The organism is Pseudonocardia acidicola (assembly GCF_012911935.1).
In the GTDB taxonomy this organism is placed as follows: domain Bacteria; phylum Actinomycetota; class Actinomycetes; order Mycobacteriales; family Pseudonocardiaceae; genus Pseudonocardia; species Pseudonocardia acidicola.
Genome location: NZ_JAAXLA010000013.1, coordinates 59,959 through 85,515 on the forward strand (window position 1 = coordinate 59,959; position 25,557 = coordinate 85,515).

Sequence of the window (25,557 nt, forward strand, 5' to 3'; positions counted from 1 at the left end):
GGTACGGCTCCCGTGTCCGGCGGACGTGCCTCACGGCCCGGGTGGTCGGTCATCGGGTGTCGTGATGTGCCCCGCTCATCGGCGGAGGCGTCGCACGGCCGGCCCGGCGACGCCGTCTCCGGCCGCCGATCCCGTGTGCGTGACAAGCGGGGTGTGCCGGCGGGTGTCCACGCTGAGTTGGAAGATGTCAGCCCTGTTGTAGGTCCCGACGATGTCGTGCGCCTGCTTGGCGACGATCTGCTCGCGCAGATCCAGGTCCGCGTAGAGGATGCCCTCGGCACCCAGCAGGGGCCCCGCGATCGCCTGCCCATGCGGGCCGACGATCATCGAGGCGGTCGGGTGGGAGGTCAGCAACTTCTCGACGCGGGCGTCGCCTTCGGCCACGGCCGAGACGGCGTCATCCCCGAGCGCCGTCGCCGCGACCACGCTGAAGACCTTGCCCTCGAAAGCGTGCGCGGCGCTGCGCAGCCGGATGCTGTCCTCGAGGTCGTACTCGGTTCCTGCCGCGCGCGCGTCGAACGGCCACGAGGGCGGGTAGGTGGCGATGTGCAACCGCTCGCCCTGCGCGAGCAGGGTGAACCGGGCGAGGGTGTTGGTGTTCTCCCCGCAGATCAGCGCTCCGAGGTGCCAGCCGTCGAGTGGAACCGGGGCGAGGTCGTGGGCATCCCCGTGTGACCAGGTCAGGCGCTCGTACCAGGTGGCGACCAGCTTGCGGCGGTGGTTCACCAGCCGCCCCGTCCGGTCGAAGATCACGTTCGCGTTCCACAGCTGGCCCAGGCTCGCCGGGTTCCGCTCGTTCACACCCACCGAGACCACGACGCCGAACCGGGCGGCCAGCCGGCCGATCCGGTCGGTGTCCGGGCCGGGCACGACGATCGACTCGTCCATCAGCCGCTCGTGCAGGTCGTGCTGGTCAACGGGTGCGAGCACCCCGTTCCAGATGGGGAACCCCGCCACGAAGGTCTCGCCGAACACGATGAGCTCGGCCCCCTGGCCGGCCGCCTCCGCGACGAGGGTATCCATCTTGTCCAGGGTCGCGGCCCGGTCGAGGAACACGGGGGCCGCCTGCACGGCCGCCACCCGGACCCGTGGCAGATCGATCTGCGACATCACGTCTCCTCCGAATCGGCGAATCGGCGCCGCTCGATCAACCTCCCGGCCCCGCTCCGCGTGGAGTGCGGCGAAGGTAAGCACGTTCTTGCGGCCGGTCAAGGCTGCAGGCTGATCACCATGATCACCGCACAACACGCCGTCGCCGATGCCTGGTCACGACGCCGATCTCGGCTCCATCCGTAGCTCCGACGGGTCGAGCGGGGGTGGCGGGAGCCACTCGGCCGCCAACAGGGACCAGGGCCCCAGCGCGATCACGACGGCGTCGGCCCGGACCAGTTCGCCGTCGACCTCCCCTCCCCCGGCGGCCGAGCCGGTCGCCCGGCGCGCCACGCCGGTGACCCGGCCGTGGCGTAGCTCGGCTCCGCGCGCCTGCGCCGCATCCATCAGGGCCGTGGTGAACGCGGCGGGTGCATCACCGCGGTGGTCTCCGGCGTACCGAGGACGCTGTTGGCCACCACGTCGTCGGCGAGCCAGCCCAGATCGGCCGGGCGGTTCCGGGGTGCGGCACGGCCGGGCTCGACGTAGCCGCCGTAGGTGGTGCCGCCCGTGACCGAACCCGTCGTCCAGCTGCGGGCCGGGATCGCCGGTGACCTCGCGCCGTACGCGCGGGACGAGGTGGCCGCGGTGCTCGCGCACGCGGGACGCCCGGTGCTACGCGTGCATGTGCGCGTGATCCGCCACGGCGACCCGGCGCGGGGGCACAGTGGTCGCCGTGAACGACCGCGGCGCCGCGCGTGCCAGGTGTGTTCCTGATACCCGACGACCACGCGACCACAGTGGTCGATCGCGCGGCACCCGCCACGCTCGGGCTGGATCGGTTCCGCCGAGCAGCACGAGCACAGAGGACGGTGATCGGCGGAATCATCGCGGGCTCAGCGATCACGAGACGAAAGGTCGACGGACCTTGGGCCCTTCGGCCCTGTGGCTACGACGGCCGGGGGCCGATTCTCGAGGTGTTGGGGAGGCGAACCGATGACCGAGACGATGCGCGACCGACTCATCCAGGCACTCGACAGCGCTGACAGGCCCGCGCCCGAAGCCGCCGAGGTCCTCACCGACCTGGCTGATCTGGTGTTCTTGACGACGCTGCTGGATCAGCTGAGCGAACGGGCGAACCGCCGGTTGGCCGCCTGGCCGACGGTGACCGCTCACATCGGGCACGCACGAGACCATGTCGCCTCTGTGCACCGCACCCTGACCCACGCCGCGGAGATCCTGGCGTTCAACACCGCGCAGGCCTCACCTCTGCGGACCGACACCTGACCGAGCAGCCGGCCCGACCGCCCCCACGCTGTCGGCCGTCGTTGTCCAGGCGTCGCGCCACGCGGGTACCCCTCGGCACGGATGTACCGGTCGGCTGCTCATCGAGTGCGGCCGGACCCAGACTGGACGGCGCCGCTGCGACACGGCATCCATTGTGGACGAAAGTGATCAGGTCGGGACCATCGCCCCTACTCACGGCGCTCAGTCCTCGGTAGATCATGGGCATCAGCAGGACGAACCGGACGAGGGGAAGCCATGACAGAGACCGCCGAGGTCGTCGAGCTCGTGGAACTCGATCGCGGCGAATGCCGGCACCTCCTGACCCGCGGTGTGGTCGGGCGAGTGGTGTTCACCGACGCAGCGATGCCGGCGGCCGAACCCGTCAACTACATCGTCGACGGCGAGGAGGTCATCTTTCGTAGCGCCGGGGGGAGCAAGCTCGCCGCCGCCACCCGGCGTGCCGTCGTCGCCTTCCAGGTCGACGAGATCGACCCGTCCACCCACACCGGGTGGAGCGTCCTGGGCGTCGGCGAGGCATATGAGGTGACCGACGCCGATCGGCTGGCCGAACTCGCCGAGCGCCTGCCGGCTCCCTGGGCTCCCGGACACATCGCGCACACCATCGCCGTCCCGCTGCTGCGTCTCACCGGACGCCGGCTGAGCCCGAGAGACGCGAAATCCGGCTGAGCTCCGCGCCCGGCCCTGTCCGGAAGTCGCCATGGTCTGGCCGCCACACCGCTGAGGTGGTATGAGGAGCCCGACGATCGTCGTGCGACCCGGGAGGACGAATGTTCCCGATCACGCTCGAACTGCGCCGGTGAGCCCGGAGCGCGCCGCGGAGTCCCGCGCCGGGGTCGAGCTGACCAACCTCGACCAGCCCCTGTTCGACGGCGCAGACGCGACCAAACGGGACCTCGTGGACTATCTGGACGCGGTCCGCGACCGCATCCTTCCCGAGCTTCGGGACCGGCCGCTGTCGCTGATCCGCGTGCGCCCCGGCCAGCAGCCGTTCATGCAGAAGAACCTGCCGAGCTACGCCCCGGACTGGGTACCGCGGACCACCATGTGGGCAGAGTCGTCCCGGCGCGAGGTCAGCTACCCGCTGTGCAACGACCGGCGCACCCTGCTGTGGTTGGCCAACCAGCGCGCCGTCGAATACCACCCCGCACTGGTCCGCGACAGGAGCACCCACCCCACGCACATGGTGCTCGACCTCGACCCGCCCGCCGGCGACGCCTTTCCGCACGTCGTTCGTGCGGCCCGACTCGTGCGACAAGCACTCGCCGACGCCGGGCTGGCCGGCGCGGTCAAAACCAGCGGAGCGAAGGGCCTGCACGTGTTCGTGCCCCTCGACGACCGGACGGGCATCGAGGACGCAGCCGCGGCGACCAGGGCCCTCGCCGCGCGCGCCGAGCGGATCGACCCCGACATCGCGACGACCGCGTTTCTCCGGGAGGACCGGAACGGCAAGGTGTTCCTGGACCCCACCCGCTCCGGCGGCGCAACCGTCGTGGCCGCCTACAGCCCGCGGACCCGCCCCGGTGTACCCGTGTCGTTCCCGGTGACATGGGACGACCTCGACCGCGTGACGCCCGCCGACTTCACCATCCACACCGCCGCGGCGCTACTGGCCGACGCCGACCCGTGGCACGAACAGATGCCCGAACCGCAACTGCTGCCCGCGGACCTGATCGAGGAGGGCTACACGATCCCGATCCCCCGGGTGCAGGCGATGCACGAAGGGAAACGGCGCGCCCGCGCCCGCCGGAAGTAGCCGTCGCGCAGCCGCCGACAGCAGTCCCGGGATGCGCACCGCGACTGCCGGCCCGGCACCGCCGGGCCGGCACCGTCGTCTCCCCGGTCGGCGCGACCTCGCTCAGACCGCCGGTTGCGACGTGGCCGCTCGCTGGCCGGCGATCAGGGTGTTGCGCAGCAACATCGCGATCGTCATCGGGCCCACGCCGCCGGGAACCGGCGTCGAGCCTGGCGCTGCTCACCGGCTGTCGCACAGCCGGGGGCACCGACATCGTCGTCCACGCGGGGCCGGTCGGGCCGGCCTGATGCCTGAGCCGACCTCGGTCCCGGCCGACCGGGGCCGGGGTCAGCTCGCCACGGAGAGGGCCGGGGCCCGCAGGTCGGCCGCGGGGAACGGCGGCCGGTCGTCGAGGCGCAGGGACAGCTTCCCGGCTGCCCGCCAGGCACGGGCGGTGAGGTCCCGGTCGGTGTCGGTGACGAGGTTGCCCATGACCCGCAGCGCCACGGTCATGAGCGCGCGCGAGCGCATGCCGACCGGCCCGGCCAGAGGGAGTAGGCGCGGCAGGGTCAGCAGCCCGGCGAGCCGGCGCGCGATCGAGAACGCCTGGCCGTAGTGAGTGCGCAGGGTGGCAGGCCAGGCGACGGACAGGTCCCGTTCCTGCGCGATCAGCTCGGCGACGATGCGGCCGGTCTCCAGCCCGTAGTCGATGCCCTCGCCGTTGAGCGGGTTCACGCACCCAGCGGCGTCGCCGATGAGCGCCCAGTTGGCGCCGGCGACACCGGACACGGCGCCGCCCATCGGCAGCAGCGCCGACGCGTGGGCGCGGACCGGGCCGTCGAGCTGCCAGTCGTCGCGGCGGGCGTTGGCGTAGTGCTCGATCAGCCCGCGCAGCCGGACACCGGCCGGTCGCTTGTCGGTGGCGAGGGTGCCCACGCCGATGTTGACCTCGCCGTTGTTCAGCGGGAACACCCAGCCGTAGCCGGCGAGCACCTCGTCCTCGGTACCGCGCAGCTCCAGGTGCGAGGAGATCCACTGGTCGTCGCTGCGGCCGGAGCGGATGTACCCCCGGGCCGCGACGCCGAATGCGGTGTCCCGGTGCCACTCGCGGCCGAGCACCCGGCCGAGCGTGGAGCGGGCGCCGTCCGCGACGACCAGGCGCGAGCACCCGACCGTGGTGGTCGTGTCGTCGGCGAGCCGGAACACCACACCGGCCACCCGCTCGCCGTCCCGCACGACGTCGACGGCGCGGGCGCCCTCGAGCGGCACGGCGCCGGACTCCAGCGCCACCTCGCGGATGCGCGCGTCGAGCTCCAGGCGGGGAACGGCACCGCCGTTGGCGGGCAGCGACCCCCCGGGCCACGGCAGCTGCAGCTCTTGCCCGAAGCCGGCCGCCCGCAGGCCCCGGTTCGTTCCCTGCGACCGCACCCAGCCGCCGAGCCCGAGCCGGTTGAGCTCGGCGATCGCGCGGGGGGTGAGGCCGTCGCCGCAGGCCTTGTCGCGGGGGAAGGTGGCCGCGTCGGCAAGCAGGACGTCGAGCCCGCTGCGGGCCGCCCACGCCGCCGCCGCCGACCCGGCCGGTCCGGCGCCCACGACAAGGACGTCGGTCGAGCCGGGGATGACAGCGGGGACGGTCTCGGGTGCCATGTCATCAGTGTCCCAAGTGCACCCAGCGGCGGCCCGGTCACCTGGCTGTCGCCGCTGCCACCGCAGGTCGCTGCCGCAGATCCGCCTGGACGATCTGCCGGGCGCCCGCGCGCAGATGACCGAACCGATGGTTGCCGTGCCGGCGCCGGGCACGACCGGCGTCCAGGTGGAGGACGTACGCGTGTCCGGCCCCGAGGGCGCCCCCGACATCACGCTGCGGCTCCATCGACCCGGCCGGGTCGCCGCCCGGGCCGGGGTCCACAGCGTGCACGGCGGCGGGTTCGTCCTGGGCAACCTCGAGACCTCCCACACGCGGAACGTGGAACTGGCCCGCGAACGGAGCGGGTAGGGGTCAGCCTGCCCCTCCGGGTGGCGAACGCCGTTGCGGATACGGTCGCTCACCGCCGACACGGAGTCGCGGAGACCAGGCCGGCGCTTCGCCGGGGCTCAGGTGGGGCCGCTCGGGCGGCCTGCTCCAGTTCGTCACCTTGCCGTCACCGATCGTCCATGTGCCCAACGCACTCCGCTCACCGCCGGGAGTCAGGGTGGCCGAGAACCCATGAAAGGGGCCCAGTCATGGCCGGATTCTTCACGTCGGTACTGGTCACGGCCACGGCTGCGCTGATCGAGAAGCTCGTCCTCCACGTGATCCGCTCGCTACGTAGCGCGCGCAGGCCGGTCGTCGGCTGAGCGCCGCGGTCCTCGTGCAGCGCCTGCTGAGGTGACCGCGACCGGTACCGACGTGGCAACGGTCCAGGACCGGGTTCAGGTCACCGCCGACCCGTGGGCTCGAGCACGGGCTCGACATCCACGATGGGTATTCCGTCGTGCGCTTCGAGGTCGCGCACCCGGACCCTGTCACCGGCAACGGAGAGTATCTGCATCCGGTGCGGTCCGTTGAGGACAGGCCAGGCGTCCGGGGCTCCTCCGTCGCCCTGTTTCGGTGCGGTGTCGCGGTCGACGAGCGGAGAGTCGACCCATCCGATCGGCGTCACGTCGTACCGGGACGCGCTCATGTAGTCCTTTCGCACCGGCGTCGAGGAGCGCCTGCAGGGTTCTCGTGATGTCGTCGACGTGCCGGTAGCCGGCAGGGCCCGTCACCCCCTGGCTGTGGCCAGGGGGGATCCAGCCCGACGTGCAGGTCCCCGACGTTGAAGCCGACGTGGGAGGCCTCGTCCAGGTCGGGTTCCACGGCCAGGAGCTCGCAGTAGAGGATCTCGGCCATCACCCAGCCGACCGGCCGCGCCGAGGCGGCGCGCCGGGCTACCTGCTGGCCGCGCACCCACCTGGTCCGCCGGCCGCTCAGCCGACCCGTCTGGCGTCGGTGAGCTCGGCCGGCGAGGAATCACCCGCGTCGGCCGGCCCGATCAACTCAAGGATCATGGCCGCGGCGTCGGGCTGTCCTGGGCGGACCATCGGGGTCGGAGCAGCACGCGGCCGGGCGACCACCTCGTCGATGGCGGCGGCGAGCTCGTCCGGCGTGCTCGGCCAGGGAGCGAGCGCAGCCGCGGCGAGGACGCTCGCGTTCGCCCGGCCATGCCCGGGAATGGCCAGGTAGCTGATGCTGGGAAGGCCCGCGACCAGGGCCTCGGTGAACGACAGACCACCGGCGTTGTGAACCAGGGCGTCCGCAGCGGCCATGAGGTCGGGGACGTCGTCGCGCCACCCCAGGGCGCTCACCCGGTCCTGCGTGGCCAGGCGGCGGCGCAGCGACTCGTTGCGTCCGCACAGCACCACGACCCGCACCCGCGGATGCCGCAGAATCGCGTCGACCGCGTCCGGGACGAGGCCCAGTCCCAGCGATCCGGCGCTGATCAGGACCACCGGCTCGTCGCCCTCGACGCCCAGCTCCGCGCGGATCCGGGCCCGGTCGGCAGGAAGGACGCTCCGGGAGAACCGCGGTTCGGCCAGCGCCCCGGCCGCGCGCAGCGCGACGCCGTACCGGCTGCCATCGGTCACGGTCGCCGAGGTCACCGTCAGATGCATGTCGACATCGGGATGGCACCACATGCGATGCGCCGCAGGATCGGTCAGGAACGTGACGGCCGGGACGGTGAGCAGTCCCGCGGCGCGCAACCGGCCCAGCGTCTGGCTCGCCAACGGATAGGTGGACACCACCACGTCCGCCCCGGACGCCCACCGCCGCACCACGCCCTCGGAGAGCCGACAGAACCGCAGCACGGTGAGCTGCACCCAGCGCCGGTGCTCGAGGCTCACGAAGAGCCAGTCGAAGAACCGCGGGGTGTGCTGCACCGCAGGCATGTAGCAGTCACGGACGATGCGACGCCCGACGGCCGGGAGTGCATCAAGATAGTCACGGACGTCCACCTCCACACCGCAACGGCGGAGACGCCGGGCCAGCTCGTAGGCAGCGCCGTCGTGCCCGGCGCCGACACCGGCGGTGAGGATGAGAACGCGACGGGAGCCGTCAGGAGCATCGGACCCGCGGCGCCTCCAGCGGATCAGGCGGCCCCTGGCCCGCCTCGGCAGCAGCATGGGTGGCTTCGGCGGCATCATGCGGGGGCGGCTCCTGGGTGGGCGTTGTTGGCGATCACTTCCTACGCCACCGGAGAAAAGCCACAGGCAAACTTGAGCTGTGCGTCGGCTGTGCATCACGCGACGGTCCGGTGCCGCCGGACGCGCCCGGCGGTTCGAGCGAGGTGTTCTCCTCGGCCGGTCACGGAGTGTCACCAAGTGACGTGCCGGGCGGGGGCCGTTCCGGACCGCCGGCGGTGGTGCGCTACGCGCCGGCCCGGCGTCGCCAGCCGCTCCGCTCCCGGCGGGCCGCAGGGCCCGCCGGACGCTTCGCAACGCCGGAGCGAATTACGCTGAGCAGACGACGACTGTCATCGCCGGGCATGCTATTCGTGGTCGGACAGGCCGGACAGGAACGTCCCACATCGACGGAGAGCGCCACGTGACCATTCCAAGCGCCTGCCAGGCCATAGCAGACAGGATCGACGCCTTAAGAATCGACGAGCAACAGCTGAATATCAGGTTGCGGTCGCAACCCCCGCCGACCGCCGCCGAACAGAGCGTCATCACGCAAAAACTCAGGAACATCAGGCAGGAGATTACTGCCGCGACAGCCGAACTGAATGACTGTATCGCGCAGTACAGCAGCAATCCCGGCCCACAGCCTCTGGATTCCACCTTGACCGGAACCGTGACGCTGACGACGACATCCAACCAGGCCCCCGGCCCGTACTCCAGCCCATTGACGGTGGGCATGCGATTCGACGAACCGCGAAGCGCGGTGAGTATCACGAGATTCACGCCCATCAACACACCGCCGACCAAGGTGCCGATAATCGGCGATGTCTCGCTTACCGTCACACTTCAAGGCGGCGGCCGAGGCACCTACTCGGAGGGGCACATGGAACTGCCCCTCACCTTGCTCTTCGCCTTCAACAAGCACATCCCGTTCCAGCTTGCAGACGCGACCCTGTCGATCACGCTCACCACATCGGCGCCGGGCGGTTCGCCGGTCGACAGTTCCGGCCACATCGCCCTACAGGGCACCGGGGACTTCACAGGAGGGCCGCCTTTCAGTCGCCACCAGGGAACACTCACGATCGACGGCGTTCTCCAGCCGGTCCCCTGAGATCCCCACCCAGGTCGGCCTGCCCCCACGAGAGCCGGGCACCGGCCCGGAGACCCTCTGTCGGGAGCCTGCAGGACTGTCGGACGACGCAGGAATCGAACGCGTCTGCCGACGCCGCAGACGTGACTCGCACCGGCCGGCTTCACGGACGCTTCCTCGTGCGAGCTCACCAGATAAGCAGAGGTATCACTCTCCGTGAACACGCGCAGACACTTCGTGTAATTGATCTCCTCGGTACGGTGACTCTCAGGGGTTGATCCAGTACTGTGTGCGTATGGCCTCGATGTGCGCGGCCACAGCACCGTGCCGCCGCTGAAAGCAAGGAGGAGCGCCGCCCTGGTCACCTCCGGGTCGACCGCGGACATCACCCGGACAGCCGGATGAGCGACAACGAGTGCAGAACCCGCGGCGTGGATCTCGAAGCACAGATGGAGCGCCACACATCGCCGATCACGATCCCACGGTAGGACGACTGTGGATCCGAATCGTCAAGTAAAGGTCTGACTTCGGAAGGTGCCGACGAAACAACACCACCATTCTCGCCGGCATCGATTTCTCCGCCCCGAAGCGTGAGGTAACCGACGAGATCGTCGACCGCCTCATGAAAGACGAGGACACCTACCCGGACGTGACGCTACGCCTGATGATGGAGGTAGCGAACACGACGTCGTTTCCGGAGTTGGAGGACCACGAGTATGGCGAGCGACTCGCCAGCAAGGCTCGCTCCGCGGTCGCTCTGCTCAGAGAACACACCGCTCCGTATGAATCGCTCATCGGCGAGCGGGAGCGCCTCGACGTCGAGCACGCCGCCTGCGCTCAGCAGGCCGAGGTGCAGCACCGCTTCTCGGACGAGCTGACCGAGCTTCAGGCCGAATTCTTCCATCTGTACGGCATCCCCGACGACCGGGCCCACGAGCGGGGGCACCGGTTCGAACCCTTCTTGCATCGTCTGTTCGACCTGTTCGACGTGGAGCCGCGCCTGTCGTACTCGCTCGAATACGAGCAGATCGACGGGGCGTTCACATTCGATACCGACGATTACGTCGTCGAGGCCGAGTGGCAAAAGAAGAAGGTCTCACGCGCCGAGGCCGACGCCTTCGACAAGAAAGTCGAACGCAAGGGCAGGAATGCCCTCGGATTGATCGTGAGCGTGAAGGGATTCAGCCCCGATGCGATCGGCCAGTACAGCCAGGGGACGACGTTCATGACCATGGACGGCCCTGACCTCATGGCCGTCCTCAGCGGGCAGATTCGACTCGAGGACGTCCTGCGCCGCAAGAAGCGGTACGCGAACGAGACGGGCGCGTGCCACTTCCCCGTCAGTCAGTTCTAGGTCTGCTTCTGCCACGGGCGCCGGCCGGCAGGTCGTCGGGCGTCGTGCGCGAGCCCGGATGGCCCGGGGTGACCGCTGTTCGCCCCTGGCACGGCGTCGGCGGCGAGGAAGCAGTGCTCATGCCGCCTCCGCGGTGGCGACAGCGCGCAGCGCGGTCACCCGATCGGCCATCGTGCCGGGGCCGTTGAACAGCGCCGAGCCGGCACAGAACACGGTCGCGCCTGCTCTGGCGGCGGCACCGATCGTGCCGGTACCGATCCCGCCGTCGACCTCGAGCTCGATGTCGAGTCCGCGCCGGTCGATCTCGGCCCGGGCGGCGGCGATCTTGGGCTCCATGCCGGCCAGGTAGCGCTGCCCACCGAAACCGGGGTTGACCGTCATCACCAGCAGCAGGTCCAGCAGATCCAGCACATACTCGACGGCCGCCAGCGGGGTGGCCGGGTTCAGCGCGACCCCGGCGCGGACGCCGAGCTCGTTGATCCGGCCCAGGGTGCGGTGCAGGTGCGTGGTCGCCTCGGCGTGCACGATGACGATCTCGCATCCGGCGTCGACCCATCGGGGCAACATCGGGTCCGGGTCCTCGACCATCAGGTGAGCCTCGAAACCCAGACCCACCAGGCCACGGGTCGCAGCGATGACGTCCGGGCCGAAGGTCAGGTTCGGGACGAAGCGGCCGTCCATCACGTCCCACTGGACGCGGTCGACGCCCGCCTTCTCGAGTTCCTGCAGCTGGCCTCCGAGGTCCGCGAAGTTCGCGGGCAGCACCGACGCGACGAGCATCGGCTGCGGGGAAACGGGCATCGCATCTCCTCGTGTCGAGGCTGTGACACTAGGTCGCATCCGCCAGGGATCGTCCCCCCGTTGCGGGGAAAAGACGGGGGTGGATGAACCTGTGCGGGGATGGACCGATCCCGATGTCGGCGGGTGTGGGCCACCGGTCGTCGTGCTCAGGCCGGCTGCAGCTCTGCCCGGCGCCGCACCGCCGCAGCATTCGCGGCGACCCGCTCGGCCAGCGCAGCCTGTCCGTCGGCGACGCGGGCCGGGTCGCCGGCCCATGCGGCCAACGCCGGGTCGACCAGAGCACGGCCGAACGAGAACGTCACCGGCCACGGCGTGCGATGGACCTGCATCGCCGCCAGATTCGCAGTCGCCCGCTCCGGCGGCTGCCCGCCGGACAGAAACGCGACGCCCGCCAGATCGGTGGGCAGCGCACTCAGCACGTCCACGGTCGCCTCGGCGACCTGCTCGGGCGCCGACCGCTCGGGGTGGTCGGCACCCTCGATCACCATGTTCGGCTTGAGCACGATCCCGGCGGGGTCGACCGACAACGCCGCCAGCTCGGCCACGACGGCGGCGTGCACCCGGGCGGTGACCTCTGCGCAGCGGCGCAGGGAGTGGGTGCCGTCCATCAGCACCTCGGGCTCGACGATCGGGACGATGCCCGCCTCCTGGCACGCTGCGGCGTACCGGGCCAGCGCGTGGGCGTTCGCCCGGATACCGGCCGCGGTCGGCAGCTCGTCGGTGATCGTGATGACGGCACGCCACTTGGCGAACGCCGCACCCAGCTCGGCGTAGCCGGCCAGCCGCTCGACCAACCCGTCCAGCCCTTCGGTGATCTTCTCGCCCGGGAGCCCCGGACAGGCCTTGGCCCCGGCGTCGACCTTGATCCCGGGAAGGATGCCCAGCGCCCGCACCGCATCCGCGAAGGGCCGGCCGTCGGCGAACCGCTGGTGCAGCGTCTCGTCGCAGAAGATGATCCCGGAAACGCCGTCGGCGAGGCCCGGGGTGGCCGCAAGCATCTCCCGGTAGGCCCGCCTGTTCTCCGGGGTCGGCTCCACGCCGGCTGTGGTCAGCCGCGCGGACATGGTGCCGATGCTCTCGTCGGCGGCGAGGACGCCCTTGCCCGGCGCCACCATGCGCGCCGCGACCTGCCTGCAGGTACTCATCGTCGATCTCCCTCCCGTTCGGCCGGCCCGACGCTAGGAGCGCTCGGCCGCTCGCCACCTCACCCGGATGGAGGGTCGCCCGGGGGGCCAGGGCAAAATAGTTAAGTGATTACCGAAGTGTCCGCGCATAACTCTTGATAGACATCTTCATTTTTCCTGGTCACGATGGCCGCATGACCGATCGCTGGAGCGCTGGAGTCATCCCCTACGCCGAGATGGGGTACTGGCAGCCGGACTATGTCCCGAAGGACACCGACGTGTTGTGCGCCTTCAGGATCACCCCACAGGAGGGGGTCCCCCCGGAGGAGGCCGGGGCCGCGGTGGCCGGCGAGTCGAGCACCGCCACCTGGACGGTGGTCTGGACCGACCGGCTGACCGCCTACGACCACTTCCAAGCGAAGTGCTACCGGGTCGAGCCGGTCCCGGGCACGCCGGGGCAGTACATCGCCTACATCGCCTACGAGCTCGACCTGTTCGAAGAGGGCTCGATCGCCAACCTGACCAGCTCGATCATCGGCAACGTCTTCGGGTTCAAGCCCCTCAAGGCGCTGCGCCTGGAGGACATCCGGATCCCGGTCTCCTACGTCAAGACGTTCCAGGGCCCCCCGCACGGCGTCGTCATGGAACGCGAGTACCTCAACAAGTTCGGCCGCCCGCTCCTCGGGGCCACCACCAAGCCGAAGCTCGGACTGTCGGCCCGCAACTACGGGCGCGTCGTCTACGAGGCCCTGCGCGGCGGTCTCGACTTCACCAAGGACGACGAGAACGTCAACAGCCAGCCGTTCATGCGCTGGCGCGACCGCTTCCTGTTCTGCATGGAGGCCGTCAACCGCGCCCAGGCGGCGACCGGGGAGATCAAGGGTCACTACCTCAACGTGACGGCCGGGACGATGGAACAGATGTACGAGCGCGCGGAGTTCGCCCGCGAGCTCGGCAGCGTCATCGTCATGATCGACCTGACGATCGGTTACACCGCGATCCAGTCGATGGGCGAGTGGGCGCGGCGCAACGGCATCATCCTGCACCTGCACCGCGCCGGGCACGGCACCTACACCCGGCAGAAGACCCACGGCGTCAGCTTCCGCGTGATCGCGAAGTGGATGCGCCTCGCCGGGGTCGACCACCTCCACGCCGGCACGGTCGTCGGCAAACTCGAGGGTGACCCGAACACCGTCCGGGGCTTCTACGACACGCTGCGCCTCGACCACGTCGAGGCCGACCCGGTGAAGGGCTTGTACTTCGACCAGGACTGGGCGTCGATGCCGGGCGTCATGCCGGTGGCCTCGGGTGGCATCCATGCCGGCCAGATGCACCAGTTGCTGCACTACCTCGGCGAGGACGTCGTCCTGCAGTTCGGTGGCGGCACCATCGGTCACCCGATGGGCATCGCCGCGGGCGCGGAGGCCAACCGCGTCGCGCTCGAAGCCATGATCAAGGCGCGCAACGAGGGCGTCGACTACCTCGCCGAAGGCGAGGAGATCCTCAAGAAGGCCGCGCAGCGCAACCGCGCGCTCGACACCGCGCTGGCCACCTGGGGCGATATCACCTTCAACTACGAGTCCACCGACACCCCCGACGTCGTCGCGACGCCGACGAGCGTCTGAGGAGGCCGACGATGCGCATCACCCAGGGCACCTTCTCCTATCTCCCCGACTTCACCGACGACGAGATCACCGCACAGATCAACTACGCACTGGAGAACGACTGGCCGCTGTCGGTGGAGTTCACCGACGACCCGCACCCCCGCAACACCTACTGGGAGATGTGGGGTCTGCCCATGTTCGACCTGAAGGACGCCGCCGGGGTCCTGCTGGAGGTCAACGCCTGCCGCAGCGCCCACCCGAACGCCTACATCAAGCTCAACGCCTACGACGCACGACTCGGCCGGCAGACCACAGCCCTGTCGTTCATCGTGCAGCGGCCCGCCGACGAACCGGGATTCCGCCTCGACCGCCAGGAGGCCTCGGACCGCCGGATCCGCTACACCACGCATTCCTACGCCACCGAGCGTCCCACCGGGGACCGCTACAGCAAGGACTGAGATGACGGACGGATCGCAGTCCGGGCATGCCGCTGGGCGCCGGGCGTTCGGTATGCGCCCCGGCGCCGCGGCCGACCCGCAGACCGATCGGGAGCCACCCCCGGACGGCCCGGCTCACGCTCCGCTCCCCGCCGGGACCGTGGTCGACCTGGCCGCGGTCCGGCGCGAGGCGGGGATCGACGACGTGCTCGCCACGCTGGACCGCGAGCTCGTCGGGCTGACCCCGGTCAAGACGCGGATCGCCGAGATCGCGGCACTGCTGCTCGTCGACCGCACCCGCCAGCGGTTCGGCATCACCACGCCGCAGCCGACGCTGCACATGAGCTTCACCGGCAACCCCGGTACCGGGAAGACCACCGTCGCGCTGCGGATGGCCGACCTGCTGCACCGGCTCGGCTATCTGCGCAAGGGGCATCTGGTCACCGTCACCCGCGACGATCTGGTCGGCCAGTACGTGGGGCACACCGCACCGAAGACCAAAGACGTGATCAAGCGCGCGATGGGAGGCGTGCTGTTCATCGACGAGGCCTACTACCTCTACAAGGCCGAGAACGAACGCGACTACGGCGGCGAGGCCATCGAGATCCTGCTGCAGGTCATGGAGAGCAACCGCGACGACCTGGTGGTCGTCCTGGCCGGCTACGCCGACCGGATGGACACGTTCTTCGCCGCCAACCCCGGTATGCAGAGCCGGATCGCCCACCACATCACGTTCCCGGACTACACCGTCGACGAGCTCGAAGAGATCAGCGTGCTGATGACCGAGACGCTCGGCTACCGCTTCTCCCCCGAAGCTCGCGAGGTGCTGCGGCGCTACCTCGACAAGCGCATCGGGCAGCCCTGGTTCGCCAACGCGCGCAGCGTGCGCAACGCGGTGGAACGCGCGCGTCTGCGGCAGGCCCGCCGACTCCTCGAACAGCCCGATCCGCGGGTCGACCTGGCCGCGCTCACCACGATCGAGCCGCCCGACCTGCTGGCCAGCCGGGTGTTCGAGTCGGTGCCCGAGGACCCGCTGGCGGAGTCGGGCATCGACAGCACATCGGGAGCCCTGACTCGATGACCCGCCGCCGGTGTCGCCGTCGCGACCGGCTCGGCAGCCGAGTGGGGCGGCAGCCGAGTGGGGCGGTGACAGCCGCGCAACGAACGGTCGCCGTGGTCGAGGAAGCCGAGGGCCCGTCCGATATCGATCGTGGGAGCAGACGACCCGATCAGGCCGGCCTCGGTCAACTCATTCTGCGAGACTGCGGCGGAACGATTCGACTATCCCCTCATAGGACGGCTGCTCGGCGACCGCGTGCACGTCCCAGCTGAGGAGATCCATATAGGGCTGGAGCATGTCCGTGAGCTCCCGCGGCTCGTCCGTATCTATGAGCATGAATCCCGCTCCACCGCCGGCCAGGTCGTACCAGCCTCGAATTCTCTCCGGATGGTTTGTGCCAGCTTTGTCCTGTTCGAGGATCCGGCGCCGCAAGGCGTCGACCGTGGTGTGCGTGTGCCATTTGAATCTGCAGTACCACAGCATGTCTGCACCTCCGGCTTGATCAATTCCATTATTCGCCGCTCCCCCGGGGCCGGTCAAGCCGGCTCGAGGCGCTGACTACCACGGGGATCAGCGTGCGAGAGCCGGGGCCGTCGACCGACCGAGCCAGCACCGACCCCGCTGATCGGCCTCACCGCGTCGACCGACTTTCGGTGCCGGCCGGGACGCGCCTCTCGCCGATCCGCAACGCGACCGCCTTTCGTGACATCGTCGACCGGGCGCCGCCCGCGAAAGCTCGACCACCTTGATGTTCGTGTCGCCGGCAGCATGGTCGACGATTTCATCGGTTTCCTGCCCCGTGAGTCCACCTGCTCGATATCCCATTCTGCCGCCCGCTGGACCACGGCCCGGCCGGCATGGCGCGGGCACGAATTCCTCCACCGGACCTGCCCCGCCGAACCTGCCCCCCGCCGAGCTGCGCGACTGGTGCGAACACCGGCCACCGCCCGACAACGGCCCCCGCTACGTGGAGTTCGTGACGACCTGGCCGCTCACCGGAACCCAGAAAATCGCCAAGAAACGGCTCCCCACCGGAACAACGAGCGCGGGAACCGATCCGGAGGAGCCGGCCCGCACCTGAGCGGCCGGGAACACGCCCACCGGCCTCAACCGCCGCTGCCCCGATCCAGGCGGCGTGACAGGCGTGTGAAGGTGGCCGGTGCCAGGCCGTGGACTCGGGCCCCGACGGCGAGCCAGCGCGGTACGAACACTTCGGCGCGGTTGTGGCGCACGGCGTCGACGAGGGCCGCGGCCACCCGCTCCGCGGTCACCGGCCGGGGGAAGCGCCGGTGGTAGCCACGACCACGGCGCTCGAAGTACGGGGTGTCGACGGCGCCGGGCAGGACGGTGGTCACTCCGATGTCCGCCTCGACGCGCAGCGCGTCGGCGAAGCCGCGCAGACCCGCCTTGGTCGCGGAGTAGACCGCCTCGTTCGCGACCCCGATCGCCGCGATCGAGGCCACGAAGACGACGTGACCGTGCTCGGCGCGCAATGTCGGGAGCAGGGCCCGGGTGAGCTGCACCGGCGCCAGCAGGTTGACCGCCGTCAGCTCGCCGACGGTCGCGGCGGGGATGTCGGCCAGCGGACCCGCCGCGCCGACCCCGGCACCGTGCACCAGCAGCGCCGCCCGGCCGTCCGCGACGTCGCAGACCGCGTCGATTCCCGCAGGCTCGCTCAGGTCCGCGGTGACGGGACGGCCTCCGGTGCGGGCGGCGACCGCGTCGAGGCGCGCGCGATCGCGTCCGACGAGGATCAGCGGGCAGCCCTCACCCGCGAGGCGATCCGCCACCGCCGCACCGATCCCCGACGAGGCCCCGGTGATCACGGCGAGCCGGCCGGCCGGCCTCATCCGAACGCCGAGCGGGCGCGGTGCTCGGTTATCCGCACCGTGTCCTCCGTCTCGAGCCGGTGGAGCAGGTGGGACCCGCGGGCGACGATGAAGGCGATCCCGGCGACCACGACGAGCGCGGCGAAGCACTCGCCGGCGAGCATGGCCGGGGAAGTGACCAGGCTCTCGCCCAGCCAGCTCACACCGATCAGGACCCCGATCACCGGATCCACGCTGGTGATCACTGCGACCGCCGGCGACACCAGCCGGCCCTGCTGGAACGTGTTCTGGCTGAGCAGGAATCCCATCGGACCGATGATGCAGACGACATAGAGGGCCAGGTGCTGGAACGGCTCGTCCAACCCCGTCCGCAGCTGGCCGGTGACGACCTTCATCAGCCCTGCGGTCACCCCGTACAGGACGCCGGTCGCCAGCGCCAGTGCGAGCACTCGCGACGGATGCTCGACGGTGGCCGCGTACACCAGGCAGCCCACCACCAGGGCCGCGAGGGCGATCGCGAGCGGCAGGCCGGATGCGAGGTCGATGTGGTCGTCGGCGCCGGCCGAAGACGGCCGGGCCAGCAGCAGGAACGCCGAGAGGCCGGCCGCGCAGCACAGCGCACCGAGCAGGATCAGCGGGTCGGGACGACGGCGGGCCAGGAGCGCGGAGAAGCCGGCGGCGAAGGTGACCCCGGTGACCAGCAGCGGCTGCACGACCGCGATCGGTCCGAATGCGAGCGCGACGAGCTGCAGGATCAGGGCCACGACCGTGGCAAGCAGCCCGAGCAGCCACATCGGGCGTCTCAGCAGCTCGACGAGCAGCTTCGGGCTGAGGGTGCGGGAGACCTCGACCTCCTTGGTCGCCCGCTGCTGGGCAGCGGTGGCCAAACCGAATCCCGCGGCGCCCAGCACGGCGGCAGGCACCGCGATCGCCATCGCTGCCTCCGCGTTCATCACCAGCCCCGGCCCGGATCGGGGCGGCCCTCGGCCGCCGCGGCACTCGCCACATGAACTACATACTCGCCAACGACGTTCTGAGGCGAGTCGATATTCCCCCGATCCCGGGTACCAGGCCCGGATCGGCGGTGATCCCGATGCCGGTCGTGCGTCCCCAGTTCAGGACCCCGACGGCCAGACCGACCCCGTCGGCCAGCGGCAACACCGGGTAGACCTCGCGGACCAGCCCGCCGCGCACGTGCAACGGGCGCCGCGCCCCGGGCATCGCCGAGACCAGCATGTGGAAGAACCGTCGCCCGTACACCCGCCGGACAAGCGGCGCCTGCAGCCGCCGCGGCAGTACCCCGAGGACGGTGAGGACGGCGGCCGCACCTTCGGGCTGGCCGGCCGAAGAGCCGTCGCCCAGCGCTCCCGCCACCCGGGCGACGCGTTCGGCCGCCGGCATCGGCCCGGTCGGCAGGTCCACGGACACGGCCGCGGTGCGGTTGCCCAGCGCCCGGCTGCCCACCGCGGCGCTGGTGCGGGTGGTCAGCGGCACCATGGCGCGCACGGTCGCCGGCGCAGCGCCGTCCGGGCCGCACTCTGCGAGCAGCGTGTGCAGCGTGTCGGCGACGACAGCCAGCAGCAGCACCGTGGTACCGACCCCGTGGGAACGCGCCGCAGCACGCACCCGGACGCCGTCGAGCCCCACGCTGACCCGCCGGTGCGCAGCGCTCGTGATCGGGCCGGTCAGCGGGGACGCTCCGGCCGTCCCGGCGCGGGCGAGGCTCGCGATGCCCCGCACGACCGTCGCGACCCGGCGCACGAGCCCGGACACGGCGTCCCCGGCCCCCGCCGGCGGGTCCGCGGCGGCGGACCCGGCCGGCGACCGGCCCTGCCGGTGAGCCACAGGCAGGTGCGCCGACTCGTCGGTCAACAACCGGATCAGCGCGTCGGTGACGGCGAGGCCGTCGCCGAGGGCGTGGTGCACCTTCGCCAGCACCGCGATCTCACCGGCGCCGCGGTCGCGGACGACCTGCAACTCCCACCCGGTGCCGACCGGGTCGACCGCGGTGCCCATGAAGGCGGTGACGGCGTCGTCCCAGCTCGGGTGGTCGCCGCCCGGCCCGATGTCCACGATGCCGGGCCGGACGTGCCGGTGGGGGGCGTGGGCGTCGTCGACGTTCCAGCGCAGGGCGCGCCCGACGCGCGGGCGGGCGAGCCGCCTGCTCAGCAACTCGATGTCCGGTGCCCGGGTGCGGACGAGCTCGACGAGGTACTCGGGCCAGTCGCCGCGCCCCGCCGGATCCTCGACGAGAACGCGGGCACCGACCTGCTGCGGCACCTGGGCGGTCGCGGCGTGCAGGAACAGCGCATCCTGCGCACGCACCCGCCGGCCGGACGGCGGTGCGGTGGCGACGCGGGGCCTCCCGCCCCGCCGGCCGGTCAGCTCGGCGAGGGCCGCGACGTCGGCGGCGAGGTCGGCGCCGGCGAGCCGGCTGCGGAGGCGGCGCGCCACGGCCTCGCGACGATCGGGGTCGACGAGCTCCCCGACCGCCGCGGCCAGATCCGCGGGCGCCGGGCACACCCGCGCCAGGCCGGCCTCGGCCAGTACCGCGGCGTTGGCCCGGCCGTGGCCGGGGATCGGCGCGAAGAGCAGCAACGGCCGGGCGCAGGCCACGGCCTCCAGCGCGGTGGCTCCCCCGGCGTTCGTCACGACCACATCGCAGCCGCGGGTGGCCGCGGCGGGATCGTCGACCCAGTCCACCACCTGCATCCGCTCACCGAGTGGGTGCGCGCCGGCGATCCGCTCCAGCCGCCGGCGTGCGGCGGCGACCCGGCTGGCGCTGACCAGGACATCCGCGCCCGCGTCGAGGACGGCCGCGCAGGCGGCCGCGACGTCACCGAACGCCATCGAGCCGCACGACACGAACACCAGCGGACGCGCTCGCCCGGCACGGGCGTCCGGCGGGGAGAACCGGGCCACGACGGGCAGGCCCGCCACCTGGACCCGCGCACCGGGGGCGGCCCTGCTCAGCAGCGCCGCCCCGGCCTCGGTGGAGACCAGGTGCAGGTCGAGGCTCGGATCCGCCCAGAGCGGATGGGGTGCCGGGTCGGTGACGAGTGCGACCGCCGGCACCGGCAGCCGGCCCCGCCTGCGGAGCCGGGCGAGCCCGGTGATGCCCTCGGGGAACGTGCCGACGACGAGGTCGGGATCGTGCCGGGCCAACTCCCGGGCCAGCCCCCGCCCGCTCCAGGCGCCGATCACCGCACGCGTCCCGGCACGGAACGGGGGCACGTGCCACAGCAGCCAGAAGTAGAACTCGTAGAGCCACGGCAGGTGCCGTACACACCCGGCATAGACGGCCCGGAACAGCGGGCCCGTGTGCCGGCCCATCCCGTCGAGCGTCTCGGTCCACCTGACCTCGACACCCGGCCACACCTGGCGGGCCCGTTCCTCGACGGCACGGGCCGCGGCGTGATGGCCCGCGCCGATGGTCCCGGTGACGAGCAGGACGCGACGCGGGTGCGCCGGGCGGGGAACCGCGTCGCCGCCTGCAACGGCCGGGCGCGCGTACGTCTCCGAACTCATCGGGTTGCCCTCCATGATCGCCGCGGCGCTAGCGTGCCCGCATGACTGGACCCGACGGATCCCCGGCCGCCCCCGGCCGGGTCCTGGTGCTGTCCGCGCCGGTCGGCGAGGGGCACGTCGCCGCCGCACGAGCCCTGGCGACCCGGATGCGCGCGCTGTGGCCGGAGGCGAGGGTGCGGGAGGTCGAACACACCGGCCGCGGCGGACCGTGGCGCGACGCGCTGCTGAAGGGCAGCTATGCGGTGACGATGCGGGTCGCGCCGCGTGCCTACGGGTTCGGCTACGACCTGCTGGTGCGTCAACCGCGTCTGGCCGAGCTGTTCAAGGAGCTGGCGGCGGGCCGGTTCGGCCGGGCCCTCGAGCCGCTGCTCATGGCCGAGCAGCCGGACCTGGTGGTGTCGACCTACCCGATGATCTCCGGCGGGCTGGCCTGGTTGCGCCGCCACGAACGGCTCCCGGCGCACACGGTCGCGGTGGTCACCGACGTCGCCGTGCACCCGTTCTGGGTGTGGCCCGACCTCGACGAGACCTGGACGTTGCTGCCGGCGTCGCAGGAGCAGGCGCGGTCCGTCGCTCCCGGCGCCGACATCCGGGTGGTCCCGGCCGCGGTCGACCCGATCTTCCGGCCCGGTGACCAGGCCGGGGCGCGCACCGCCACCGGATTGCGCGCCGACGCGTTCGTGGTGCTGGTGAGCGGCGGTTCGCTGGGTTTCGGGGGGATCGAGCGGCTGGTCGACGCCGTCGCGGCGGCCGGCACCGACGTGCAGGTGGTGGCGCTGTGCGGGCGCAACGAACGGCTGCGGACCCGGCTGCAGGCCCGCGACCTGCCGCCCGAGCGGCTCGTGGTGCAGGGATGGACCGACCGGATCCCCGAGCTGATCGCCGCGGCGGACGTGGTGCTCACGACGGCCGGCGGCATGATCGCGACCGAGACGCTGGCCGTCGGGCGGCCGGTGCTGTTCGCGGCACCGGTGCCCGGTCACGGCCGGGCAGGAGCCGAGATGATGGCCGCGGCGGGCCTCGCCCTGCTCTGCCCGCGGCCCTCCGACGTGACGGCGGCGATCCGGCGGCTGTGCCACGACCCCGCCGAACTGGCCGCTCTGGGCCGGCGCGCGGCAGAGTTCGGCCGCCGGGACCTGGATGCCGAGCTGGCCGCCCTGAGCGACCGGATCTGACCGGCGATCCGGATGCGCCCTCAGATCGCGGCGGGCGCGCCGATCCGCAGGCGGAGGCCCTCGCCGGCCAGCGACCGGTGGAACCACCACAGCGACAGCCCGATGCCGAGGGCCACCACCGAGTACGAGCCCGCCGTCGACACCATCAGGTAGTCCCCGACCGTCCGGGTGGCCAGCACCGTCAGCGTCGTCACGCCGTTGACCACGAAGACCAGCGCCCACAGCAGCGACACCCGCCGGAAGAAACGCTTGATCCCCCGATTCCCCGTCACCGCCTCGGGGAAGACGCAGAAATCGTCGGCCAGTTTCGCCAGCAGAGGACGGTCGAAACCGATCGTCACGAGCAGCGCCAGCGCGAACACGAAATTCTGCACGGTGGGCTGCAGAAAGTAGAGAAACGCACTTCCCGTGCACAACCCGACCACCGTCCGGATGATCAGCAGCAACGTGCTGATGATCAGGATCGCCGGTAGCCGCCTGCGCAGGACCAGTCGGCGGCCGACGGCCAGCGCCGACCAGCCCAGCGCTCCCACCAGCCCGGCGTCGAACCCGAGTTGGGTGAACAGCAACCAGAACAGGCCGAGAGGGATGAGCGTGGACTCCAGGAGCGGACGTCCGGCATGGCGGAGTAATGATCCGATCGACGGGAGGTGAATCGTCGTGCGGTGCTCCGCCATGTGCGTGCGCTGCCTCTCCTCGGCGCGGAATGAGGCCAGTGTACTGACGCCGATCACGCGGAGAGAGCGAAGTTTTCATCCGACTTCTCCGCTGCGCCGGGTTCAGCTGCCCGCCGCGGCGCGCAACGACTCGCGCAGCGACCCGATCGTGGCCAGTACCGCCGAGGGCTCGTAGCCGCAGTGCGCCATGCAGTTCGCGCAGCGTGGGTCGCTGCCACGCCCGAACGCCGACCAATCGGTCTCCTCGATGAGCTCCTGGTAGGTCTGTGCGTAACCGTCGTCGAGCAGATAGCACGGCCGCTGCCATCCCAGCAGGGAGTAGGACGGGATGCCCCATGCGGTGCAGGACAGCTCGCGGCGGCCCTCCAGGAAGTCCAGGAAGACCGGCGAGTGGTTGAGCCTCCAGTGCTTGCGCCGCCCCCCGGCGAACGCCTTCGCGAACAGCTCCCGGGTCTGCTCGACGCCCAGCCAGTGCTCCTGGTCGGGGGCCTTCTCGTAGGCGTAGCCCGGTGAGATCTGCATGTTGTCCACGCCGAGCTCGTCGTTGAGGAAGTCCAGGACGTCGATGACGTCCTGCGGGGTGTCGGTGTCGAAGAAGGTCGTGTTGGTCATCACCCGGAAGCCTTGGGCGCGGGCGAGCTTGATCGCGGCGACAGCCTGGTCGAAGACACCGTCCTTGCGCACCGACGCGTCGTGCCGCTCGCGCAGCCCGTCGATGTGCACCATCCAGGCGAAGTCGCGGTGCGGGGTGAACCGGTGCAGGTGCTTGGGCAGCAGCACCGCGTTGGTGCACAGGAACACGATCTTCTTGCGGTCCAGCAACTGCCGGACGATCTCGTCGATCTGCGGGTGCATCAGCGGCTCGCCGCCCGCGATCGACACCATCGGCGCTCCGCTCTCCTCGATGGCGCCGACGGCCTGCTCGACCGGCATCCGCTGCTTGAGCAGGGAGGCGGGCTGGGCGATCTTGCCGCAGCCTGCGCACGCGAGGTTGCACGCGAACAGCGGCTCGAGCTCGACCAGCAGCGGGAACCGCTCGACCCGCTTGATCTTCTGCTTCGCCAGGTAGCCGGCGAGTCGGATGGTCTGGCGCAATGGCATCGCCACGGTCAGCTCACCTCCTTGGGTAGCGTGAATCGGACGTTCTCGGTCCCGGTGGTGGCGGTGGTGACGGTCACCGGCCCGAGACCGCACAGGCAGGAGACGACCTCCTGAACGAGGTGTTCGGGCGCCGACGCCCCGGCACTGATCCCGACCCGGCGCGCCCCTGCCAGCCACCCCAGCTCGAGGTCGGCCACGTCGTCGATCAGGTGGGCGGGCACACCCCCGCGGCCGGCCACCTCGGCGAGACGCCGGGAGTTCGACGAGTTCGGCGACCCGACGACCAGCACCAGATCGGTCTCGGCGGCGACCGCGCGCACCGCGCGCTGGCGATTGGTGGTGGCGTAGCAGATGTCCTCGTGCTGCGGGGTGCTCAGCGCGGGGAAACGCGCGCGCAGCACCGCGGCGATCTCCTCGGCCTCGTCGGCGGCGAGCGTGGTCTGCATGGCGTAGGCGACGCGCGCGGCGTCCCGCGGCCGCACCGTCGCCGCGGCCTCGACGTCGGAGACCACGACGACGTCGTCGGGCGCCTCGCCGAGGGTGCCCTCGACCTCCTCGTGGTCGGCATGCCCGATGAGGAAGACGGTGTCGCCGCGGCCGCTGTAGCGGCGTACCTCGGCATGCACCTTGGCCACCAGCGGGCAGGTCGCGTCGACGACGGCCAGGCCGCGGGCGTCGGCCTGAGCACGCACCGCCGGGGAGACCCCGTGCGCGGCGAGCACGACCAGCGCGCCCCGGGGAACCTCCTCGATCTCCTGGACGAACACCGCGCCGCGGTCCTGCAGCCGACGCACGACGTGGGCGTTGTGCACGATCTGCCGGCGCACGTACACCGGTGCTCCGTACCGGTCGAGGGCCCGGTCCACGACCTCGATGGCCCGCTCCACGCCGGCGCAGAACGACCGCGGTTCGGCCAGCCGGACCGTCCGCGGCCCGGTCGCCGCCAGCCAGTCGCGCAGGGCCGGCGCAGCGCGGCGCAGGGCGCGCAGTGCGACCAGCCCCCGGACCGGCGTTCCCGGCCGGGCCAGCGGCGCCTCCGGGGTGTCGACGACCGCACGGACGACCGCGAACGGGCCACCCGCCGCGGCCCCGGCGAGCCACGCCGACTCCATGTCGACGGCCAGCGCACCGGCCGCGGCCAGGACAGCCCGTCGCGCGCCGTCGACCACGACCGGGCTGGAGTCGACAGGACCGACGTGGACCCGCAGCCCCAGCCGGCGCAGCGCCGCCGCGAGCGGTGCAGCGGTCGGCACCGGCACCGGGTCGGCGCCGTCGCGGCGCACCTCGTCGGCGACGACCAGATCACCTGGCCGCGCTCGTGGGTCGAGGGCTCCCGCCACCCCGGCGACGAGCAGCGCGCGCGGTGCGCCGCCCGCGGCGATCCGGGCGGCGGCCGCAGCCGAGCGTTGCGGGCCCAGGCCGGTGCGCACCACCTCGGCGCCGCCGAGCCGGCGCCCCAGGGCCGCCCGTTCCACCCCGAGCGGGGCGCACACCACGGGCGTGTCCAT

General features: G+C 71.5%; 25 protein-coding genes and 1 pseudogene. 11 read left to right on the forward strand and 15 right to left on the reverse strand.

The window, feature by feature from the left end:
* Positions 1–75: 75 nt before the first annotated feature.
* A complete protein-coding gene (locus HF526_RS09590) occupies positions 76–1,110 on the reverse strand; it encodes a carbon-nitrogen hydrolase family protein (protein ID WP_169381010.1) in 1,035 nt (344 codons plus the stop codon).
* 156 nt (positions 1,111–1,266) lie between these two features.
* Positions 1,267–1,749, reverse strand: a complete 483-nt coding sequence (locus tag HF526_RS09595; protein WP_338051383.1) for an FAD-dependent oxidoreductase — start codon at positions 1,747–1,749, stop codon at positions 1,267–1,269.
* Here HF526_RS09595 and HF526_RS09600 point away from each other — a divergent pair.
* The 4 genes from HF526_RS09600 (at position 1,660) to ligD (ending at position 4,150) form a co-directional block, all read left to right on the forward strand.
* Positions 1,660–1,866 carry a hypothetical protein gene (locus HF526_RS09600; RefSeq protein ID WP_169381012.1) on the forward strand — a complete coding sequence of 69 codons (207 nt, stop codon included), beginning with the start codon at positions 1,660–1,662 and terminating at the stop codon, positions 1,864–1,866. The two genes, HF526_RS09595 and HF526_RS09600, sit on opposite strands and share 90 nt — an antisense overlap.
* Positions 1,867–2,085: 219 nt before the next feature.
* A complete protein-coding gene (locus HF526_RS09605; RefSeq protein ID WP_169381013.1) occupies positions 2,086–2,376 on the forward strand; it encodes a hypothetical protein in 291 nt (96 codons plus the stop codon).
* 255 nt (positions 2,377–2,631) lie between these two features.
* Positions 2,632–3,063, forward strand: coding sequence for a pyridoxamine 5'-phosphate oxidase family protein (locus tag HF526_RS09610; RefSeq protein WP_169381014.1), 432 nt, complete (start codon positions 2,632–2,634; stop codon positions 3,061–3,063).
* Between the two features lie 130 nt (positions 3,064–3,193).
* Entirely contained in the window at positions 3,194–4,150 is a 957-nt protein-coding gene (ligD, locus tag HF526_RS09615; protein WP_338051384.1) for a non-homologous end-joining DNA ligase, read from the forward strand.
* A gap of 102 nt (positions 4,151–4,252) precedes the next feature.
* Here the strand turns inward: ligD and HF526_RS09620 are convergent.
* Together HF526_RS09620 and HF526_RS09625 are read right to left on the reverse strand one after the other, a co-directional pair.
* Positions 4,253–4,345: pseudogene (locus tag HF526_RS09620) on the reverse strand (hypothetical protein); the annotation flags it as partial.
* A gap of 132 nt (positions 4,346–4,477) precedes the next feature.
* A complete protein-coding gene (locus HF526_RS09625; RefSeq protein WP_169381016.1) occupies positions 4,478–5,776 on the reverse strand; it encodes a geranylgeranyl reductase family protein in 1,299 nt (432 codons plus the stop codon).
* Positions 5,777–5,903: 127 nt separating this feature from the next.
* Here HF526_RS09625 and HF526_RS09630 point away from each other — a divergent pair, with 127 nt between their 5' ends.
* Complete coding sequence (locus HF526_RS09630; RefSeq protein WP_169381017.1) at positions 5,904–6,125, forward strand: hypothetical protein; 222 nt, start codon at positions 5,904–5,906, stop codon at positions 6,123–6,125.
* A gap of 421 nt (positions 6,126–6,546) precedes the next feature.
* On the opposite strand, the gene HF526_RS09635 is transcribed toward HF526_RS09630, so the two are convergent.
* Positions 6,547–6,792 carry a hypothetical protein gene (locus HF526_RS09635; protein ID WP_169381018.1) on the reverse strand — a complete coding sequence of 82 codons (246 nt, stop codon included), beginning with the start codon at positions 6,790–6,792 and terminating at the stop codon, positions 6,547–6,549.
* A 286-nt stretch (positions 6,793–7,078) separates the two neighbouring features.
* Positions 7,079–8,293 carry an MGDG synthase family glycosyltransferase gene (locus tag HF526_RS09640; RefSeq protein ID WP_338051385.1) on the reverse strand — a complete coding sequence of 405 codons (1,215 nt, stop codon included), beginning with the start codon at positions 8,291–8,293 and terminating at the stop codon, positions 7,079–7,081.
* Positions 8,294–8,693: 400 nt separating this feature from the next.
* On the opposite strand from HF526_RS09640, the gene HF526_RS09645 reads away from it, so the two are divergent.
* Both HF526_RS09645 and HF526_RS09650 read left to right on the forward strand, forming a co-directional pair.
* Positions 8,694–9,380, forward strand: a complete 687-nt coding sequence (locus tag HF526_RS09645; protein WP_169381019.1) for a hypothetical protein — start codon at positions 8,694–8,696, stop codon at positions 9,378–9,380.
* Between the two features lie 601 nt (positions 9,381–9,981).
* Positions 9,982–10,713: a restriction endonuclease gene (locus HF526_RS09650; protein WP_169381020.1), complete on the forward strand. Its 732-nt coding sequence runs from the start codon at positions 9,982–9,984 to the stop codon at positions 10,711–10,713.
* A gap of 117 nt (positions 10,714–10,830) precedes the next feature.
* Here the strand turns inward: HF526_RS09650 and rpe are convergent, their stop codons facing one another.
* Positions 10,831–11,514 (reverse strand): ribulose-phosphate 3-epimerase, encoded by a 684-nt coding sequence (gene rpe / locus HF526_RS09655; protein WP_211177001.1) that lies wholly within the window; start codon positions 11,512–11,514, stop codon positions 10,831–10,833.
* Positions 11,515–11,660: 146 nt separating this feature from the next.
* Positions 11,661–12,659 carry a class I fructose-bisphosphate aldolase gene (locus HF526_RS09660; RefSeq protein ID WP_169381021.1) on the reverse strand — a complete coding sequence of 333 codons (999 nt, stop codon included), beginning with the start codon at positions 12,657–12,659 and terminating at the stop codon, positions 11,661–11,663.
* Positions 12,660–12,832: 173 nt separating this feature from the next.
* On the opposite strand from HF526_RS09660, the gene HF526_RS09665 reads away from it, so the two are divergent.
* Genes HF526_RS09665 through cbbX form a run of 3 tightly spaced genes read left to right on the forward strand, consistent with a single transcriptional unit; the run spans position 12,833 to position 15,760 of the window.
* A complete protein-coding gene (locus HF526_RS09665; RefSeq protein ID WP_169381022.1) occupies positions 12,833–14,263 on the forward strand; it encodes a form I ribulose bisphosphate carboxylase large subunit in 1,431 nt (476 codons plus the stop codon).
* An 11-nt stretch (positions 14,264–14,274) separates the two neighbouring features.
* Positions 14,275–14,700, forward strand: a complete 426-nt coding sequence (locus tag HF526_RS09670) for a ribulose bisphosphate carboxylase small subunit (protein WP_169381023.1) — start codon at positions 14,275–14,277, stop codon at positions 14,698–14,700.
* A gap of 1 nt (position 14,701) precedes the next feature.
* Positions 14,702–15,760, forward strand: coding sequence for a CbbX protein (cbbX, locus tag HF526_RS09675; protein WP_211177002.1), 1,059 nt, complete (start codon positions 14,702–14,704; stop codon positions 15,758–15,760).
* Between the two features lie 168 nt (positions 15,761–15,928).
* On the opposite strand, the gene HF526_RS09680 is transcribed toward cbbX, so the two are convergent.
* From HF526_RS09680 to HF526_RS09695, 4 genes are all read right to left on the reverse strand, one after another.
* On the reverse strand, positions 15,929–16,222 hold the full coding sequence (locus HF526_RS09680) for a DUF3303 domain-containing protein (RefSeq protein WP_169381024.1): 294 nt from the start codon (positions 16,220–16,222) through the stop codon (positions 15,929–15,931).
* 623 nt (positions 16,223–16,845) lie between these two features.
* Positions 16,846–17,589, reverse strand: a complete 744-nt coding sequence (locus HF526_RS09685) for an SDR family NAD(P)-dependent oxidoreductase (protein ID WP_169381025.1) — start codon at positions 17,587–17,589, stop codon at positions 16,846–16,848.
* Positions 17,586–18,503, reverse strand: a complete 918-nt coding sequence (locus HF526_RS09690; protein WP_239028499.1) for a DMT family transporter — start codon at positions 18,501–18,503, stop codon at positions 17,586–17,588. Before HF526_RS09690 ends, HF526_RS09685 begins: the two co-directional genes overlap by 4 nt.
* Before the next feature lie 76 nt (positions 18,504–18,579).
* Complete coding sequence (locus HF526_RS09695; RefSeq protein WP_169381027.1) at positions 18,580–21,096, reverse strand: wax ester/triacylglycerol synthase domain-containing protein; 2,517 nt, start codon at positions 21,094–21,096, stop codon at positions 18,580–18,582.
* A 41-nt stretch (positions 21,097–21,137) separates the two neighbouring features.
* Between HF526_RS09695 and HF526_RS09700 the strand changes: the two genes are divergently transcribed.
* Positions 21,138–22,271 (forward strand): MGDG synthase family glycosyltransferase, encoded by a 1,134-nt coding sequence (locus tag HF526_RS09700; protein WP_211177003.1) that lies wholly within the window; start codon positions 21,138–21,140, stop codon positions 22,269–22,271.
* A 20-nt stretch (positions 22,272–22,291) separates the two neighbouring features.
* Here the strand turns inward: HF526_RS09700 and HF526_RS09705 are convergent, their stop codons facing one another.
* Genes HF526_RS09705 through ispH form a run of 3 tightly spaced genes read right to left on the reverse strand, consistent with a single transcriptional unit; the run spans position 22,292 to position 25,557 of the window.
* Positions 22,292–23,005: a VC0807 family protein gene (locus HF526_RS09705; RefSeq protein WP_338051386.1), complete on the reverse strand. Its 714-nt coding sequence runs from the start codon at positions 23,003–23,005 to the stop codon at positions 22,292–22,294.
* A gap of 45 nt (positions 23,006–23,050) precedes the next feature.
* Entirely contained in the window at positions 23,051–24,055 is a 1,005-nt protein-coding gene (gene hpnH, locus HF526_RS09710; protein WP_169381028.1) for an adenosyl-hopene transferase HpnH, read from the reverse strand.
* Positions 24,056–24,057: 2 nt separating this feature from the next.
* A complete protein-coding gene (gene ispH / locus HF526_RS09715; RefSeq protein ID WP_169381029.1) occupies positions 24,058–25,557 on the reverse strand; it encodes a 4-hydroxy-3-methylbut-2-enyl diphosphate reductase in 1,500 nt (499 codons plus the stop codon).